Origin of the sequence: Streptomyces sp. rh34 (assembly GCF_002551245.1) — a bacterium.
GTDB lineage: Bacteria > Actinomycetota > Actinomycetes > Streptomycetales > Streptomycetaceae > Streptomyces.
Genome location: NZ_NTGZ01000082.1, coordinates 13,296 through 28,702 on the forward strand (window position 1 = coordinate 13,296; position 15,407 = coordinate 28,702).

General features: G+C 73.5%; 12 protein-coding genes. 9 read left to right on the forward strand and 3 right to left on the reverse strand.

Translation table 11 applies throughout. The features are described 5' to 3' along the window. The first annotated feature begins 163 nt into the window (after positions 1-163). The 4 genes from CR470_RS17290 to CR470_RS17305 are packed head-to-tail and all read left to right on the forward strand — an operon-like array spanning position 164 to position 4,152. Positions 164-1,204, forward strand: coding sequence for a FecCD family ABC transporter permease (locus CR470_RS17290; RefSeq protein ID WP_097868494.1), 1,041 nt, complete (start codon positions 164-166; stop codon positions 1,202-1,204). Then, on the forward strand, positions 1,201-2,307 hold the full coding sequence (locus tag CR470_RS17295; RefSeq protein ID WP_097868495.1) for a FecCD family ABC transporter permease: 1,107 nt from the start codon (positions 1,201-1,203) through the stop codon (positions 2,305-2,307). The genes CR470_RS17290 and CR470_RS17295 overlap by 4 nt, the downstream gene beginning before the upstream one ends. Further along, entirely contained in the window at positions 2,304-3,176 is an 873-nt protein-coding gene (locus CR470_RS17300; protein WP_097868496.1) for an ABC transporter ATP-binding protein, read from the forward strand. Before CR470_RS17295 ends, CR470_RS17300 begins: the two co-directional genes overlap by 4 nt. A 1-nt stretch (position 3,177) precedes the next feature. Beyond that, positions 3,178-4,152 carry an ABC transporter substrate-binding protein gene (locus CR470_RS17305; RefSeq protein ID WP_097868497.1) on the forward strand — a complete coding sequence of 325 codons (975 nt, stop codon included), beginning with the start codon at positions 3,178-3,180 and terminating at the stop codon, positions 4,150-4,152. Between the two features lie 39 nt (positions 4,153-4,191). Here the strand turns inward: CR470_RS17305 and CR470_RS17310 are convergent, their stop codons facing one another. Further along, on the reverse strand, positions 4,192-5,595 hold the full coding sequence (locus CR470_RS17310; RefSeq protein ID WP_097868498.1) for a hypothetical protein: 1,404 nt from the start codon (positions 5,593-5,595) through the stop codon (positions 4,192-4,194). Between the two features lie 54 nt (positions 5,596-5,649). Between CR470_RS17310 and CR470_RS17315 the strand changes: the two genes are divergently transcribed. The 3 genes from CR470_RS17315 (at position 5,650) to CR470_RS17325 (ending at position 10,679) form a co-directional block, all read left to right on the forward strand. Continuing rightward, the gene (locus tag CR470_RS17315; RefSeq protein ID WP_097868499.1) at positions 5,650-8,124 is read left to right on the forward strand and encodes a helicase C-terminal domain-containing protein; all 2,475 of its coding nucleotides are present in this window, start codon (positions 5,650-5,652) and stop codon (positions 8,122-8,124) included. A gap of 36 nt (positions 8,125-8,160) precedes the next feature. After that, complete coding sequence (locus CR470_RS17320) at positions 8,161-8,943, forward strand: YqjF family protein (protein WP_097868500.1); 783 nt, start codon at positions 8,161-8,163, stop codon at positions 8,941-8,943. Positions 8,944-9,035: 92 nt separating this feature from the next. Beyond that, positions 9,036-10,679: a DNA repair helicase XPB gene (locus CR470_RS17325; RefSeq protein WP_097868501.1), complete on the forward strand. Its 1,644-nt coding sequence runs from the start codon at positions 9,036-9,038 to the stop codon at positions 10,677-10,679. A gap of 22 nt (positions 10,680-10,701) precedes the next feature. Here the strand turns inward: CR470_RS17325 and CR470_RS17330 are convergent, their stop codons facing one another. Beyond that, positions 10,702-10,893 (reverse strand): hypothetical protein, encoded by a 192-nt coding sequence (locus tag CR470_RS17330; RefSeq protein ID WP_069757591.1) that lies wholly within the window; start codon positions 10,891-10,893, stop codon positions 10,702-10,704. Between the two features lie 394 nt (positions 10,894-11,287). Between CR470_RS17330 and CR470_RS17335 the strand changes: the two genes are divergently transcribed. Next, positions 11,288-13,417, forward strand: a complete 2,130-nt coding sequence (locus CR470_RS17335) for a HelD family protein (RefSeq protein ID WP_097868502.1) — start codon at positions 11,288-11,290, stop codon at positions 13,415-13,417. Positions 13,418-13,465: 48 nt separating this feature from the next. On the opposite strand, the gene CR470_RS17340 is transcribed toward CR470_RS17335, so the two are convergent. Beyond that, a complete protein-coding gene (locus CR470_RS17340; RefSeq protein WP_097868503.1) occupies positions 13,466-14,155 on the reverse strand; it encodes a copper homeostasis protein CutC in 690 nt (229 codons plus the stop codon). Between the two features lie 271 nt (positions 14,156-14,426). On the opposite strand from CR470_RS17340, the gene CR470_RS17345 reads away from it, so the two are divergent. Beyond that, on the forward strand, positions 14,427-15,407 hold a 981-nt coding region (locus tag CR470_RS17345; protein ID WP_143663821.1), incomplete at its 3' end, for a heavy metal translocating P-type ATPase.

Here is a 15,407-nt window from a genome sequence, read left to right on the forward strand (position 1 = left end):
GCCATTGTGCCGACCGGCCGGGGGCGGTCCCGAAGCCCCCGTCGGGCTCGGAATCCAGCCGCTTAGACTGAAGCGCGCACTTAGCCAAGCCTTACCGTCCTGGCTCCGCGCCCCAGCGTTCCCTCACGTACCGTCACGTCCGCGTCCGTCCCGATTGGGTGAAATGTCAGCGTCAGCGCCCGTGCGGACCGCCGCGCCACCTCGTACGCCCCGCCTCTCCCGACGTGCGGCCTCGGTGGCCGCGGCCGTGCTCGCCCTGCTGCTGGCGGTCCTGCTGAGCCTCGCCGTGGGGGCGCGTTCCATTCCTCCCGGCGAGGTGTTCGACGTCCTGCTGCACGGCGGGCACTCCGACGCCGCCGAGGTGATCCGCTCGATGCGGGTGCCGCGCACCCTCATCGGGCTGATGGTCGGCGCGGCGCTGGCCCTCGCGGGCACGGTGCTCCAGGGGATCACCCGTAACCCCATCGCCGACCCCGGCATCCTCGGCATCAGTCAGGGCGCCTCGGTGGCGGTGGTGATGGCCATCGCGTTCGCGGGGGTCCACACGCTCACCGGGTATGTGTGGTTCGCCTTCGGGGGCGCGGCGATCGCCTCGGTCGCCGTGTACGCCATCGCCTCCAGCGGGCGCGGTGGCGCGACCCCGGTGAAGCTCGCGCTCGGCGGTGCGGCGATCAACGCGCTGCTGGTGTCGGTGACGGTGGGGATCCTCACGACGAACGCCGCCGCGCTGGACGAGTTCCGCTTCTGGCAGGTGGGCTCGATCGCGGGGCGGGAGTCGGACGTCGTCCAGCAGGTGTGGCCGTTCCTCCTCCTCGGCGTGGTCCTCGTGCTCTCCGTCGCCCGCGGCCTGGACGCGCTCGCGCTCGGCGAGGACGTGGCGAAGGGGCTCGGGCAGAACGTCGCGGCGGTCCGGATCGTCGGCGGCCTCGGGGCCACCGTGCTGACCGGGGTCGGGGTCGCCGCCGCCGGGCCGATCGCGTTCATCGGCCTCGCCGTCCCGCACATCGCCCGCGCCGTCGTCGGCAACGACCACCGCTGGGTGCTGCCCATGGCCGCGCTGATCGGACCCGTGATGCTGCTCGTCTCGGACGTCGTCGGCCGGATCGTGTTCCCGCCGAGCGAGGTCCCGGCGGGTGTGATGACGGCCCTGATCGGGGTGCCGTTCCTGGTCGCCCTCGTACGCCGGAAGGCGGTGCCCGCATGACGACCGACACACCCGTGACCGCGCCCGTGCCCGCGCCCGTGGAGGCCGTACGGGTCCGGCCCGCCGGGTACTCCGTCGTGAAGGCCGGGCCGCGCGGCCGGTTCCTGCTGCACCGGCGGGCCTCCGTCGTCGCGGCCGCCCTCGTCGTGCTCCTGGCCGCCGTCTGTGTCGTCTACCTCTGCGTCGGGGAGAGCTTCGTCGCACCCGGCGAGGTCGTGAAGGTGATCCTCGGGCAGCCGTCCTCCGCCGAGCTGGTCGTGGGCACGCTGCGACTGCCGCGCATGGTCGTCGGGCTGCTGGTGGGCGCCGCGTTCGGGATCGCCGGGGCGCTGATCCAGACGGTGGCCCGCAACCCGCTGGCCAGCCCCGACATCATCGGCATCAGCCAGGGCGCCAGCGCGCTCACGGTCGGCGCGATGACCTTCGGCATCACCTCGTACACCGTCCTGCCCTACCTCTCCGTCGTCGGCGGCATCGCGGCGGCGGCCCTCGTCTACGTCTTCGCGTGGCGCGGCGGCCTGCACGCCACCCGCTTCGTGCTCATCGGCATCGGCTTCGCCATCGCGCTGCGGTCGGTGACCACGCTGTTCCTGACCAAGGGCGACTACCTCGTCGCCCAGCAGGCGCAGATCTGGATGACCGGTTCGCTGAACGGGCGCGGCTGGTCGGAGGCTGCCCCGATCGGCTGGACGCTGGTGATCCTGCTGCCCGCCATCGCGTGGGCGGCCCGCGCGCAGCGCACCGTCACGATGGACGACGACACCGCCACCGCGCTGGGCGTGCGCCTGGGGGGCGTACGGCTCGGACTGGTCGCGCTCGGCGTGGTCCTGGCGTCCGTGGCGACGGGCACGGCGGGCCCGGTGGACTTCGTGGCGCTGCTCGCGCCGCAGATCGCCCGCCGGATGACCCGGACCGCGCAGATCCCCCTGCTGTCCTCGGCGCTGCTGGGCGCGGTGATCGTCGTCCTCGGCGACCTGCTCGCCCGCAAGCTGTTCTCGCCCACCGAACTGCCCGTGGGCGTCCTCACGGCGGCGGTCGGCGCCCCGTACCTGATCTGGCTGATCATCCGCGGTCACCGCGGCCGCAGTGGAGGCATCGCATGAGCCCGAGCCCGACGACCGACACGGCGCAGCGGACCGGCAGGCTCGCCGCGCGCTCCCTGACCCTCGCGTACGAGGACCGCACCGTGGTCCACGAGCTGGACCTCACCGTGCCCGACGGGCAGGTCACCGTCATCGTCGGCCCGAACGCCTGCGGCAAGTCCACCACCCTGCGGGCGCTCGGCCGGCTGCTGAAGCCGCACGGCGGGGCGGTCCTGCTGGACGGCACGGAGCTGGCGCGGATTCCCACGAAGCAGATCGCCCGGTCCATCGGGCTGCTCCCGCAGACCCCGGTCGCGCCCGAGGCGATCACCGTCTCCGACCTGGTCGCGCGGGGCCGCCAGCCGCACCAGAGCTGGTGGCAGCAGTGGTCGGAGGAGGACGAGCGGGCGGTGACCGACGCGATGGCCCGTACCGACGTCACGGCGCTGGCCGACCGGTCGGTGGACGAGCTGTCGGGCGGTCAGCGTCAGCGGGTGTGGATCGCGATGGCGCTGGCCCAGGAGACGGACCTGCTGCTGCTCGACGAGCCGACGACGTATCTCGACATCGCGCACCAGGTGGAAGTCCTCGACCTGGTACGCCAGTTGGCCTCCCCTGCGGCCGACGGCACCCGGGGCCGCACCGTCGTCACCGTCCTCCACGACCTCAACCAGGCCGCCCGGTACGCGGACCGTCTGGTCGCCATGAAGGAGGGCCGGATCGTCGCCGAGGGCAGGCCCGGGGACGTCGTCACCGCCGAGCTCGTCGCCGAGGTCTTCGGCCTGGAAGCGGTGATCGTCCCGGACCCGGTGACAGGTTCGCCACTCGTCGTCCCGAGCGCCCCCTGGGCCCCGTCCCCGGTGGTTTCCCCCTCTCAGAAAGGTCTGTGACATGACTGCCCTCCTCCGCGACCGCCGAGCCCTCGTCGCCGGCTCCCTCGCCGTGACCGCCGCGCTCACCCTCGCCGGGTGCGGCTCCTCCGACCCGGCATCGGACTCCTCCGACTCCCCGGCGAAGACGCGCACCGTCTCCACCGCGAACGGGGACGTCGACGTCCCCGTGGCGCCGAAGCGGGTCGTCGTCCTGGACTCCGGCGAACTGGACTCCGCGATCACCCTCGGCGTCCGGCCGGTCGGCGCGACGCACTCGGCGTCCGAGGACGCCTTCCCCTCCTACCTCCCCGCGAGCGAGACGAAGGACATCACGCCGGTCGGCGAGATCGCCAACGCGAACATGGAGTCCGTCGCCGCGCTCAAGCCGGACCTGATCCTCACCAGCAAGGTCCGTGACGGGGACCGCTACGAGCAGCTCAGCAAGATCGCCCCGACCGTGATGACGGAGGCGACCGGCAGTGCCTGGAAGGAGAACTTCCAGGTGCACGCGGAGGCGCTCGGCAAGCAGGCCGAGGCCAAGAAGGTCCTCGCCACGTACGACACCCAGGTGGCGAAGGTGACGGAGGCGCTCGGCGGCAAGGAGAAGGCCGCCGCGACGGACGTCAACTTCGTCCGCTTCGTCGAGGGCGCCGAGATCCGTATCTACGGCAAGCAGAACTACATCGGCTCGATCCTCGCCGACATCGGCACCGGCCGCCCCGCCATCACGGACAAGGCGAAGGACGGGTTCTCGTACGACGTGTCGCCCGAGAAGATCGACCTGGCGGACGCGGACGTCATCTTCACGTCGACGTACGGCGACCCGGGCAAGGCCGGGACGACGAAGACGATGAACAGCGGCCTGTGGAAGGGGCTGAAGGCGGCCAAGAACGACAAGGTCTTCAAGGTCGACGACCGCCTGTGGATCTCGGGCATCGGCTACACGGCCGCCGGCAAGATCCTGGAGGAGTTCGAGGCCAGCATGACGAAGTAGCCCTCGCCCGGCGCCGGGGGCGTGCCGTGGGCGGCCGGCTCAGCCGGCCCGCCTGCGCGCCCGCCACACCAGGTAGAGCGCGGAGGCGACGGCGGCGACACGGACGACCACCGGCCAGGTCTCCAGCAGGACGTCCCGCATCGCGCCCTCGCGGATCGGCTCGCCCCAGCGCCCCTCCATCCGCCCCCACACCCACGCGAGGGCCCCGGCCGCCACCACGCCCGGCAGGCCGAGCGCCGCCCACTTCGCCTCCGTACGGGAGAGGGTGCGCGAGCTGTACGCGATCAGCCAGCCGCCCGCCAGCGGCAGCCAGGAGCCGGTGACCACACCGGCGACGAGCAGGACGGCGGCCAGGAGCAGCAGCGGGTGGGCGAAGCCGCCGCGGGGGGCGGAGGCGGCGGCCTCGGGCTCGGCGACCGCCGCGGTCCTGCGGCGGCGGAGCTTCACGAGGCGCAGGGCACGGCGGCGCGCGGCGGTCCCGGCTGCCCCTTCGGCCCCGCCCTCCCCTTCTGCCCCGCCCTTCCCCTCGGCCTCGTCCCTCTCTCCGTCCGCGTCCTTCTCGCCGTCCGCCTCCTTCTCGGTGGGCCCCGGCCGCCGCCTCCCGAGCAGCTCCGGGGCCTCGATGCCGCCGTAGAACCCGGGGATGGCGGTTCCCTCGTCGAAGGGGCCCGGCTCCATGCGCCACCAGTCGGTCGCGCCGTCCGCGTCCGCCTGCTGGTCCTGGCCGAGCATGTGCGGGGCGGAGGGGTCGGGCCAGTCGCGGACGGGGACGCGTTCGTCGTCAGCCGCATGGTCGTCGGGGGCGGGAGCCGGGCGGGGCACGGCGGCGGATCGCGCGCCGGAAGCACCATCGGAAGCACTCTCGGAGACACCTCCGAAAGCGCGGCCGGAAGCGCTGCCGGCGACATCACCGGGAGCACCGCCAAAAGCGCGGCCGGAAACGGCGCCGGAAGCACCGCCGGTGCCGTCCTCGGGATCAGGGCGCGACGCGCCCCACCCGAAACCGGCTTTCGGCTTCCTGAAGGCCTTCGCCTCCCGGCCGTCCCCGGCGCCCGGAGCGGGCTCCTTCGGCTTCCTCGGCTCCTTCGACTCCTTCGGCTCCTTGCGGAGGAGTCCGCCCCGGGGCCGGGGCGGAGAGGTCCGCCGCTGCTGCCCGCCGGCCCCCTTCCCGGACCGCGCGGACGGCAGCGAGACCGTGCCGTCGGCCGACTCCGCCGCCGCGGCGACCAGTTCGTCCGGGCTGCCCAGCCTGCCGATGATGCGCCGCACGGTCGCCGGGGAGTCCGCGCCCTCCGTGCCGCGCTGCCGGTCGATCTCTCCCCGAAGCGTCGAAACCAGGCGCATCCGGGCGCCCGACGACAGCTGTTGCTGCTGGGCCAGGTCGCCGACCCGGCTCAGGTAGTCGTAGACGAGCTGGTCGCTCTCGATCCCCACGCGGTGCATCCCCTCTACCGGCCCTGCCCCGACGGTAGCGTTCCAGCGGCTACCGTGGGACGGATGGGGACGACCACACCACCGCGCACGCTCGCCGAAGCCCTGCGCGCCCGGGGCGACGAATCGCTGGCCGGGCTGCTGCGTGCCCGCCCCGACCTCCTCAACCCGGTGCCGAACGACATCACCCAGCTCGCCACGCGGGCCGGCACGCGGGCGTCCGTCGTCCGCGCGCTGGAACACCTGGACCGGTTCGCACTCCAGACCGCCGAGGCGCTGGCGGTGGCCCCGGACCCGGCCCCGTACGACACGCTGCTCTCCCTGCTCACCGGCGACGGCCTGGACGACGGCGACCAGCGCGACGACGCGGGGGCGGCGATCACCGCCGCGCTGCCGGACGCGCTCGCGACGCTGCGCGAACAGGCCCTGGTGTGGGGCGAGGACGACCGGCTGCGGCTGGTGCGCACCGCCCGCGAACTGCTCGCCCCGTCCCCGCAGCACCCCTCGCCGACGGGCCTGGGGCCCACGGTCGCCGAGGCGACGGCCGGGATGTCGCCGGGCCGGCTCCAGGAGATCCTGGCGGCGACCGGGCTGCCCGCCACGCACGACCCGGTGTCCGCGGTGGCCGCGCTCGCCGCTCTGTTCACGGACCGGACGCGGATGGCGGAACTGCTGGACACCGCACCGGTGGAAGCGCTGTCGGTCCTGGACCGGCTGGTGTGGGGCCCGCCGTACGGCGAGGTCACTCCCAACCCCACACCGCCGGTGAAGTGGCTGCGCGACCGGGGCCTGTTGCTGCCGGTCTCCACCCGCACGGTGGTCCTGCCGCGCGAGGCGGCCCTGCATCTGCGCGCCGGACGCGCGCACCGGGTACCGGAACCGGTCCCCCCGGCCGTCGCGGCGGCGGCCGAACGCGATCCACAGGCTGTGGACAGAGCGGCGGCGGGCCAGGCGTTCACCGCACTGTCGACGGTCGAGGAGCTGCTGAAGCTCTGGAACGGCGGCGGCCCCGCGATCCTGCGCGCGGGCGGGCTGAGCGTACGGGAGCTGAAACGCGCCGCGAACGCCCTTGACGTGACGGAGCCGATCGCCGCGTTCTGGATCGAACTCGCCTACGGTGCGGGGCTGCTGGCCTCCGACGGGGAGCCCGAGGAGCGTTACGCGCCGACGCCGGCGTCCGACGAGTGGCTCGACCTGTCCGCCGAGGACCGCTGGACGCACCTCGCCACCGCCTGGCTCGCCGCCACCCGGACCCCGGGCCTGGTCGGCGGCCAGGACGCCAAGGGGCGGGCGCTGTCCGCACTCGGCCCGGAGCTGGACCGCTCGGCCGCCCCCGACGTACGCCGCCGGGTCCTGGCCCTGTTCGCCGAACTCCCGCCGGGCACCGCGCCGGACGCCGAGACTCTGCTGCGAAGGCTGCGCTGGGAACGCCCGTTGCGTGGCGGAGCGACCCCTTCCGCGTCCTCGGCGGAGGGGACGGACCTCCGCTCCCGCCTCGCCCTGTGGACGCTCAACGAGGCGGAGCTGCTGGGCATCACGGGCCGGGGCGCGCTCTCCTCACAGGCCCGCGCGCTCCTGGACGAGGGCCCGGACGCGGCGGCGGCCCTCCTCGCGCCACTCGTCCCCGAGCCCCTGGACCACGTCCTGCTCCAGGCCGACCTGACGGCGGTGGCGCCGGGCCCGCTGGAACGCCCCCTGGCGGAGACGCTCTCGGTCCTGGCCGACGTGGAGTCGAAGGGCGGGGCGACGGTGTACCGCTTCACGCCCGGTTCGGTGCGCCGCGCCCTGGACGCCGGGCAGGCGGCGACCGACCTGCACGCGTTCCTGGCCGCGCACAGCCGTACGCCGGTGCCGCAGCCGCTGAGCTACCTGATCGACGACGTGGCCCGCCGCCACGGCCACCTGCGGATCGGGTCCGCGTCCGCGTACGTACGCTGCGACGACGAGGCGGTCCTCAACGAGATCCTGGCCGACCGCCGCTCGACCGGCCTCCGCCTGCGCCGCCTGGCCCCCACGGTCCTCGCCTCCCAGGCCGACCCCGGCTCCCTCCTCGAAGCCCTGCGCGACATGGGCTACGCACCGGCCGCCGAATCCGCCGAGGGCGACGTCCTGATCACCCGCGCGGGCGCCCGCCGCACCCCGCCCCGCACACCCCCGGCCCCGGTCCCCGAAGGCCCTCCGGTCCCGGACGGCACCCTGCTCGGGGCGGCGGTACGGGCCATCCGCGCGGGCGACACGGCCGCCACCGCGATCCGCAAGGACACGTCCGAGGACCCGTCGTCCACCACGCCTTCCGGCTCCCTCCCCCGCACCACCTCCGCCGAGACCCTGGCCACGGTCCAGGCGGCCGCGATGACGGGCTCCGCGGTCTGGATCGGCTACGTCAACGCGGACGGCGCGGCCAGCCAGCGCGTGATCGCCCCGGTCCGCGTGGAGGGCGGCTTCGTCACCGCCTACGACCACACGGCCGACGAGGTCCGCACGTATCCGCTGCACCGGATCACGGGGGTGGCGGAGCTGGCGGAGGACGGGAAACCCTAGGGCCTGTCGGAACCCGCGATCTGCGATGCTGCGGAGATGTCCTTCGCCGACCTCGTCCCCGGTCCGAAGCGTGAGCCGACCGAGCGCGTGTCGCCGGACCCGCCCGCCGCACCGATGCCCCCGCTGCTCACCCAGTCCTGGCTGGACCTGGCGTTCCTGCACTGGGCCGTCGATCCCGCGGACGTGGCACCGCTGCTGCCGCCGGGCACGGTGCCGGACACCTTCGACGGGACGACGACGTACGTGGGTCTGGTGGCGTTCCGGATGTACCGGGTGGGCGGGCTCGGGCTGCCGGGGCTTCCGTACCTCGGCACCTTCCCCGAGACCAACGTCCGGCTGTACTCGGTGGACGAGCACGGCCGGCGCGGTGTCGTCTTCCGGTCCCTCGACGCCTCGCGGCTGGTCCCGGTCCTCGTGGCACGGGCCGCGCTCCGGTTGCCGTACGTGTGGTCCCGGATGGACATCGCGCGCTCCGGCGACACCCTCACGTACACGAGCACCCGCCGCTGGCCCGGTCCTCGCGGTGCGCGGAGCAGGATCGTGCTGCGGGCGGGGGACGCGATCGAGGAGCCGACGCCGCTGGAGCACTTCCTCACCGCCCGGTGGGCCCTGCACAGCGGGTTCTTCGGGCGGACCCTGTACCTGCCCAACGCGCATCCACGGTGGCCGCTCCACCGGGCGGAGCTGCTGCAGTGCGACGAGGACCTGGTGACGGCGGGCGGCCTGCCCGCGCCGGCCGGGGAGCCGATGAGCGTGCTGTATTCCCCGGGCGTCCCGGTGCGCTTCGGGCCGCAGCGCAGGCCCCGCGCCGGAGGCTGACCACATCGCCCACCCCGCCCCGCCCCCCCGATGCGGCACACTGGACGTTTGGCCGCATCCGTGGCCGCACCCCGCAGAAAGGGCCGAAGCGCGTGACCGGACCCCTCATCGTCCAGAGCGACAAGACGCTGCTCCTCGAAGTCGATCACGACCGGGCGGACGCCTGCCGTCGTGCCATCGCGCCGTTCGCGGAGCTGGAGCGTGCGCCCGAGCACATCCACACGTACCGGGTCACCCCGCTGGGGCTGTGGAACGCCCGTGCCGCCGGGCACGACGCCGAGCAGGTCGTCGACGCCCTGGTCGAGCACTCCCGCTACCCCGTGCCGCACGCGCTCCTGGTCGACATCGCCGAGACGATGGCGCGGTACGGGCGGCTCACCCTGTCCAAGCACCCCGTGCACGGGCTCGTGCTCACCAGCACCGACCGGCCCGTCCTGGAGGAGATCCTCCGGTCGAAGAAGGTGCAGCCGCTGGTCGGGGCGCGGATCGACCCGGACACCGTGGCCGTGCACCCCTCCGAGCGGGGGCAGGTCAAGCAGACCCTGCTCAAGCTGGGCTGGCCCGCCGAGGACCTCGCGGGGTACGTCGACGGCGAGGCCCATCCGATCGAGCTGGCCGAGAACGGCTGGTCGCTGCGGCCGTACCAGAAGCAGGCCGTCGAGGGGTTCTGGCACGGCGGGTCCGGTGTCGTCGTGCTGCCGTGCGGCGCGGGGAAGACGCTCGTCGGGGCCGGCGCCATGGCCGAGGCCAAGGCCACCACCCTGATCCTCGTCACCAACACCGTCTCCGCCCGGCAGTGGAAGCACGAGCTGGTGAAGCGGACCTCGCTGACCGAGGAGGAGATCGGCGAGTACAGCGGGACGAAGAAGGAGATCCGGCCGGTCACCATCGCCACCTACCAGGTGCTGACCACCCGTCGTAAGGGCGTCTACCCGCACCTGGAGCTGTTCGACTCCCGCGACTGGGGCCTGGTCGTCTACGACGAGGTCCACCTGCTGCCCGCACCCGTCTTCAAGTTCACCGCCGACCTCCAGGCCAGGCGGCGGCTGGGTCTCACGGCGACGCTGGTGCGCGAGGACGGGCGTGAGTCCGATGTGTTCTCGCTCATCGGGCCGAAGAGGTTCGACGCTCCGTGGAAGGAGATCGAGGCGCAGGGTTACATCGCGCCCGCCGACTGCGTCGAGGTCCGGGTCAATCTCACCGACTCCGAGCGGCTCGCCTACGCGACCGCCGAGACGGAGGAGAAGTACCGGTTCTGCGCCACCACCGCGACCAAGCGGAAGGTGACCGAGGCGCTGGTGCGCAAGCACCAGGGGGAGCAGACCCTCGTCATCGGCCAGTACATCGACCAGCTCGACGAGCTGGGCGAGCATCTGGACGCCCCCGTGATCAAGGGTGAGACCAGCAACGCCCAGCGGGAGAAGCTCTTCGAGGCGTTCCGCCAGGGCGAGATCAGCGTCCTCGTCGTGTCCAAGGTCGCCAACTTCTCCATCGACCTGCCCGAGGCGACCGTCGCCATCCAGGTCTCCGGGACCTTCGGGTCGCGGCAGGAGGAGGCCCAGCGGCTGGGGCGGGTCCTGCGTCCGAAGGCCGACGGGCACGAGGCCCGGTTCTACTCGGTCGTCGCCCGCGACACCATCGACCAGGACTTCGCGGCGCACCGCCAGCGGTTCCTGGCCGAGCAGGGGTACGCGTACCGCATCGTCGACGCGGACGAGCTGCTCGCCGACGGCTGAGGCTCCCGGGGAGGGCGGGCGTTCAGCGGCCCCGGCCGACGACGCCCGCCTCCTCCGCGTACTCCCCCAGGACGACGACGCCGAACGCCGCCGTCACGAACACCTTCACGGCGCGCACCGCGTCGCCGACGCGGTGGGGTCGGTGGTGACCGGTGGCCGCGGTCGCGCCGTGCGCGGGGCCGGTCCTGCGTGGGTTCAGAGTGGCTGTGCTCATGTATCCATGGTGCTCCCGTCACCCGTTCGGGCGCGTCGGCCCGCAGACGGAACCCCGGGGCCGGGCGACTAGCCCTCCGGTACCGCTCCGGGCGCGCGCGTCCCCTACGGGTATCCCTGGCGTCTCCGCCCCGGGGAGCATCCGGCAGAGGCCCGGCCCGGGGGCCGCGAAGGCCGTATTCCGGTTCGCCGCCGGCCCGCTCCGTGGCTACAATCGCGGGTCTGCCCGCCTCCCGCGCCGTCTTCCCGGCCCCGGGAGCGCCGCCGACCGGACGGAAACCGGCCGACACCTACGGATACGTACCTTCCCAGCGGACCCCGCCGCTCCGCGTGCCGCCATGGCACCGCAGCGCGTCCGGTCCGCCGTCCTGCGTTGAAGAGCCGGAGGCAACACCGTGCCCGCGCACGTAGCAGAAAGCGATTCCACCCCCGACCCCACCGGCGCCGCCGACCCCTTGGCGCACGAGCGCGCCCATCTCGCCGCGTCCCGCGCCGCCCTGCGCGGGATGCGCGAGGACGTCCAGGCCCTCGACATCCGCGACGTCACCGCGAACTGGGTCAACGCCACCGTGCTCCAGTCCCAGATCGACGACCGCATCAAGGCGCTCGCCGACCTCTCCCACACCCCGCTGTTCTTCGGCCGCCTCGACTACCTCCACGCCGTCGGCGGCGAGCTGGCCGAAGGCGCGGACGGCGAGCGGTTCTACATCGGGCGCCGGCACGTCCACGACGCCGTCGGGGACCCCATGGTCATCGACTGGCGTGCGCCGGTCTCCCAGCCGTACTACCAGGCGTCCCGCAAGAACCCCCAGGACGTCGGGCTCCGCCGGCGCTTCGGCTACACCGCCGGTGAGCTGACCGCGTACGAGGACGAGCACCTCACCGACCCCGCCGAGGCCGAGCACACCAGCCGGCTCCTCCAGGCGGAGATCGAGCGGCCGCGCGTCGGCCCGATGCGCGACATCGTCGCCACCATCCAGCCCGAGCAGGACGAGATCGTACGGAGCGGCCTCGGCGGGACCGTCTGCGTGCAGGGCGGGCCCGGCACCGGGAAGACCGCCGTCGGTCTGCACCGGGTGGCGTACCTGCTGTACGCGCACCGCGAGCGGCTCGCGCGCACCGGCACCCTCGTCATCGGGCCGAACCGTTCCTTCCTGCACTACATCGAGCAGGTCCTGCCCGCCCTCGGTGAGCTGGAGGTGAAGCAGGCCACCGTCGACGACCTGGTGCGCACCGGCGTCGAGGTCCGGGGCGAGGACGAGGCGGCCACCGCCGTCGTCAAGGGCGACGCCCGCATGGCCGAGGTCCTGCGGCGGGCGATCCGCTCGCACGTCACACCGCCCGCCGAGCCCGTCGTCGTGGTGCGCGGGTCCCGGCGCTGGCGCGTGCCCGCGTACGAGGTCCAGGAGATGGTCGACGAGCTGCTGGCCCGCGACATGCGGTACGGGGCCGCGCACGAGGCGCTGCCGCAGCGGATCGCGCACGCCGTCCTCGTACGGATGGAGGAGGCCGGGGAGGCACCCGACGACCGGGTGCAGAACGCGGTCGCCCGGAACCCCGCGGTGAAGGCGGCCGTCAAGGCGGTCTGGCCTGCCGTGGATCCGGCGAAGCTGGTGCTGCGGCTGCTCTCCGACGCGGAGTTCCTGGCCGCGCACGCGGAGGGCCTGCTGGACGAGGACGAGCAGAAGCGGGTCCTGTGGGCGAAGCCCGCCCGCAGCGTGAAGTCCGCGAAGTGGTCGGCTGCCGACGCCGTGCTGATCGACGAGGCGGGGGACCTCATCGCCCGTACGCACTCGCTCGGCCATGTCGTGCTCGACGAGGCGCAGGACCTCTCTCCCATGCAGTACCGGGCGGTGGGGCGGCGGTGCTCGACCGGTTCGGCCACCGTGCTCGGCGATCTCGCCCAGGGGACGACCCCGTGGTCCACGGAGAGCTGGGGCGAGGCACTGTTCCACCTGGGCAAGGCGGACGCGGTGGTGGAGGAGCTGACCGCCGGTTTCCGCGTGCCGCGCGAGGTCATCGCGTACGCCTCCCGGCTGCTGCCCGTGATCTCGCCGGGGCTCGCGGCGGTGGAGTCGGTGCGTGAGTCGCCCGGTTCGCTGGTCGTACGGGAGGTGGCGGGCGGTGCGGACGATCTGGACGCGGCCGGCCCGGCCGACCCGTCGGATGCGCTGAACGCTGCCGTCGTCGCCGCCTGCGAGGAGTCGTTGCGCCACGAGGGGTCGATCGGGCTGATCGCCGCCGACGCACGGATCCCGGCGCTGGGCGCGGCCCTGACGGCGGCGGGCCACGCGTATCTCTCCCCCGGTGAGGAGACGACCGCCGCGTCCCGTCTGACGCTGGTGCCCGCGTCGCTCGCCAAGGGCCTGGAGTACGACTACGTGGTGCTCGACGAACCGGCGGCCGTGGTCGACGGCGAGCCGGACGAGCGGACCGGGCTGCGGCGGCTGTACGTGGCGCTGACCCGTGCGGTCTCCGGGCTCACGGTGCTGCACGCGGCTCCGTTGCCGCCGGCGCTGACGTAGCGGTGCCGCGGAGGGGCGGGACCTCCCATGGTCCCGCCCCTCCGCCCGTCAGGCGTCCAGCGCCTCGCGCCACTCCCGTACGGCTGCCGCGTCCACCGGGGCCGACCAGCCCCCGGGCCGGGCGGCACCGCCGATGTGGAAGGCGTCGATCCCGCCCGCCCGCAGCCGGGGCAGGTGGTGCAGGTGGAGGCCGCCGCCGACCAGGACCTGGGCCTCGTATCCCGGCTCGCCGGTACGGGTCGCCTCGGCCAGGAGGGTCGGGATGCCGGCGTCCACCCCGGCCGGCGAGCCCGCCGTGAGGAACGTGTCGAGGCCGGGCAGGTCCGCGAGCTGCTTGCGCAGGGCGTCGCGGTCGGCGGCCCGGTCGATCGCCCGGTGGAACGTCCACCGGCAGCCGTCCAGCTCGGCGACGAGCCGCTCGACGGCGACGAGGTCGGCGTGGCCCTCCCCGTCGAGGAAGCCGAACACGAACGCGTCGGCCCCCGCCTCCCGCATCTCGCGGGCCCTGCCGACCAGTACATCGATGTCACCGGCGGCGAAGCCGTCCGCCACCCTCAGCATCACGCGCAGCGGGATGTCCACGGCGGACCTGATCGCCGCGAAGGTCTCCCGCGACGGGGTCAGACCGTCGGCGGCCATGTCGGTGACCAGTTCGAGGCGGTCTGCACCACCGGCCTGGGCAGCGACCGCGTCCTCCGCGTCGAGCGCGATCACCTCCAGGACTGCACGGTTGCTCATGGGTCCCCATTCCTCCGATACGCAGCTATAGGTCTAGTCCAATGGCCAGCCTACGGGTCGGTAGACGGGCAGCGCAGCCCTCTATCTGAACGCACGACCACGACAGCGCGCGAGCCGACCCCGCAGTCGGGTGACGCGCGCCGCGCGCACACCGGTGCGGAACGGGCGCATGTGTCGCGATCACCCCTTGCGCTTCATAGGGGCGGGGGGTATACATGGGGAGAGAAAGAGATACCCCCTAGGGGTATCCGACGGCTTCAGGGAGGACCCCGTGTCCGCGCACTCCGCCACCACCGCCACCACCGCTGCCGGCTCCGCCGCCGACACCGCCGCGGTCGAGCTCGCGATCGGCGGGATGACCTGCGCCTCGTGCGCGGCCCGTATCGAGAAGAAGCTCAACCGGATGGACGGCGTCGAGGCCACCGTGAACTACGCCACCGAGAAGGCGAAGGTCACCTACCTGGGCGCCGACGTGTCCGTCCAGGACCTGATCGCGACCGTCGAGGCCACCGGCTACACCGCCCGGCCACCCGCACCGCCCGCGTCGACCGCCTCCCCCGGGGGCAACGATACGGGCGCGGCGGACACGGCGGGCCTGGCGGCGGAGAGCGAGGACGACGGGCTCACCTCCCTGCGCCAGCGCCTGATCATCGCCGTCCTCCTCGCCGTACCGGTGATCGCGATGGCGATGGTCCCGGCCCTCCAGTTCGACTACTGGCAGTGGCTCTCCCTGACGCTGACCGCACCGGTCGTCGTCTACGCCGCCTGGCCCTTCCACCGTGCCGCCTGGACCAACGCGAAGCACGGCGCGGCGACGATGGACACGCTGATCTCCGTCGGCACGTCGGCCGCGTTCCTGTGGTCGTTGTGGGCGCTGTTCTTCGGGACCGCGGGCATGGTCGGGATGACGCACCCCTTCGAGCTGACCATCGCGCGCAGCGACGGCGCCGCGAACATCTACCTGGAGGCCGCGGCCGGGGTGACGGCGTTCATCCTCGCCGGGCGCTACTTCGAGGCACGCTCGAAGCGGAAGGCCGGGGCGGCGCTGAAGGCGCTGATGGAGCTGGGGGCGAAGGAGGTCACGGTCCTGCGTGACGGCGTCGAGACGACGATCCCGACCGCCGCACTGCAGGTCGGGGACCGTTTCCTGGTCCGTCCCGGGGAGAAGATCGCGACGGACGGGACCGTGGTCGAGGGCTCCTCCGCCGTGGACGCCTCCATGCTCACCGGCGAGTCCGTACCCGTCGAGGTC

Coding starts and splice junctions, on each gene's coding strand:
- CR470_RS17290 (WP_097868494.1), top strand. CDS start 164: ATGTCAGCGTCAGCGCCCGTGCGGACCGCCGCGCCACCTCGTACGCCC.
- CR470_RS17295 (WP_097868495.1), top strand. CDS start 1,201: ATGACGACCGACACACCCGTGACCGCGCCCGTGCCCGCGCCCGTGGAG.
- CR470_RS17300 (WP_097868496.1), top strand. CDS start 2,304: ATGAGCCCGAGCCCGACGACCGACACGGCGCAGCGGACCGGCAGGCTC.
- CR470_RS17305 (WP_097868497.1), top strand. CDS start 3,178: ATGACTGCCCTCCTCCGCGACCGCCGAGCCCTCGTCGCCGGCTCCCTC.
- CR470_RS17310 (WP_097868498.1), bottom strand. CDS start 5,595: ATGCACCGCGTGGGGATCGAGAGCGACCAGCTCGTCTACGACTACCTG.
- CR470_RS17315 (WP_097868499.1), top strand. CDS start 5,650: ATGGGGACGACCACACCACCGCGCACGCTCGCCGAAGCCCTGCGCGCC.
- CR470_RS17320 (WP_097868500.1), top strand. CDS start 8,161: ATGTCCTTCGCCGACCTCGTCCCCGGTCCGAAGCGTGAGCCGACCGAG.
- CR470_RS17330 (WP_069757591.1), bottom strand. CDS start 10,893: ATGAGCACAGCCACTCTGAACCCACGCAGGACCGGCCCCGCGCACGGC.
- CR470_RS17340 (WP_097868503.1), bottom strand. CDS start 14,155: ATGAGCAACCGTGCAGTCCTGGAGGTGATCGCGCTCGACGCGGAGGAC.